Annotated in this window: 1 protein-coding gene; it reads left to right on the forward strand. The window is 59.2% G+C overall.

What is annotated here, in order from left to right; all coding sequences use genetic code 11:
* Nucleotides 1-2,241: thrombospondin type 3 repeat-containing protein (locus tag HUK38_RS14490; RefSeq protein WP_182585033.1), on the forward strand; the 2,241-nt coding region annotated here is incomplete at both ends.

Genomic DNA, 2,241 nt, shown 5'->3' on the forward strand with positions numbered 1-2,241 from the left:
CGGCGGCGACGGCGACGGCGGCGGCGGCGGTGCCGGTTTTGGCGGTGCGGTGTTTGTCAAAAAAGGCACGTTGACACTAAAAAATGTCAGTTTCACCAGCAACAGCGCGGTCAAGGGAACTGGTGGAACTGTTGCTAATGATGGCGTTGGCAAAGGCGGGGCGGTTTTTATTTGCACGAACGATCTGGACAGTGTCAGCACTGCTGTAAATAACATGGCAACGGGGGCAAACGGCGGCTGTTCCGGCACTATCGATGAAACCAACTCGTGCGGCGTGACGTTCGGCACTGGGGCGGTGAACACGGCGGTAGAAGGTCAGGCGGATTTGTTCTGGACTGGTGCAACTGGCGTGGCGCATAGCACAACGAACATCACCGACGGTTGCAACGCCGCCCCCGTCGCCTCCGCTGTCAGCTTCACCGGCACCGCGAGCGTTGGTGAAACCTTAACTGGCACCTATACCTACAGCGATGCGGAAACACCGCCGGATGCCGAAGCAGGCAGCACTTATCGTTGGGTGCGTTCTGCTGACGACGCGGTTGATGTTAACGACACCGATGCTGTGGCGAGTACAGCGACTGGCGGCGCACCGGGCAGTGACGCTTACACCGTCACGGCAGCGGATCGCGGCAACTACCTGTTTTATTGCGTCACGCCGGCTGCCAGCGCCGGTACCAGTCCGGGCAGCGAAGCCTGCTCGACTGGTACGCAAGTTAGTTCGACATCCGTGACCTTCCGCGTCACCACCACTGGCACTGGCAGCGGCCTGACTTGGGCGACGGCGGCCAATCTCCAAGATGCGCTGCACGTTGCGCAACAGGGCGATCAACTCTGGGTAGCGGCGGGCGTGTATTACCCAGACGAGGGGGCGGGTGCATTGGAGAATAATCCGATGGCAACGTTCAACATCCTACCGGGTGTCGCGGTGTACGGCGGCTTTGCCGGCACTGAAACCGCGTTGACTGAGCGCGATCTCGCCACCAATCGCAGCATTTTGTCGGGCGATATTGACCGCAATGACAATGCCACCGATGGCGTGGTGCTGACGCACAGCGATATTGCCCGCACCAACGCCCGCCATGTCGTGTTCTTAGACGGCACGACTGCCGCTGGCACCATCACCAGCAGCACCCGGCTCGATGGTTTCACGATCACCGGCGGTAGCGATCTTGGCATGCCCAACTTTTTCGGCGGCGGCGGGTTGTATTGCTTAGGCTGGATCCCGCCTGATATACCCGGCGAATGTAGCCCGACGCTGACGAATCTCGTATTTCAGGGCAATCGGTCAAGCACATTTGGCGGGGCGATGGTCAGCTACGGCGCAGGCCGCGGGAAGAGCAATCCCACGCTGACCAATGTCGTGTTTCAAAACAACTTTGCCGCACAAGATGGCGGGGCGCTGTACAACACCGGTTCTTTCGGCGGTGAGAGTAGCCCGACGTTGGTGAATGTGACTTTCGCTGGTAACGACACCGGTGGATCAGGCGGGGCGATCTTCAATGCTGCAACCGATAGCGGTGTTAGCACTCCAACGCTCACCAACGTCATCCTGTGGGGGAATACGACGGCGCGTCCTATCAGCAACCTTTTTGCCACGCCCAGGATTAGCCACAGCATCATTCAAGGATCGGGCAGCGGCGCTTGGTTTCCCATGTTGGGCACCGATAGCGGCAATAACTTGGATGCCGATCCGCTGTTCACCAAAGCGCTGGAGGGCGATCTGACGCTCCACACGGGCAGCCCGGCGATTGACGCCGGCACTGATGCCGGCGCCCTGACGACAGACATCTTGGGCAACAGCCGCGTTGGCACTACTGACATCGGTGCCTATGAATTTGCGGTCGCCGGTTTATGCGGCGATGCTCACGGCTTGACCGTCAGCAGCGCTCCGACCGCCGATTTATGCAGCGCCGGCACGGCCAGCGCCGTTACAGGGACGGGGCCGTGGAGTTGGACATGCGTTGGCAGCACGACGGTGAATTGCTCCGCATCATTAGCCAATTCTGGCGGCGGTGGTTATACGCCTCCTCCGCCAAGTGATCCCCATCCACCACCGGTCACTGATACGGATAATGACGGCATTCCCGATACCCAAGAAGGTGCAGTGGATACGGATAATGACGGTGTGAATGATGCACAGGATTCAGACTCCGATAATGACGGCATTCCTGACATTCAAGAAGGTGCAATTGATACGGATAATGACGGCATTAATGATGCGCGGGATTCTGATTCGGATGG

It is taken from the genome of Thiospirillum jenense (assembly GCF_014145225.1).
GTDB classification, from domain to species: domain Bacteria; phylum Pseudomonadota; class Gammaproteobacteria; order Chromatiales; family Chromatiaceae; genus Thiospirillum; species Thiospirillum jenense.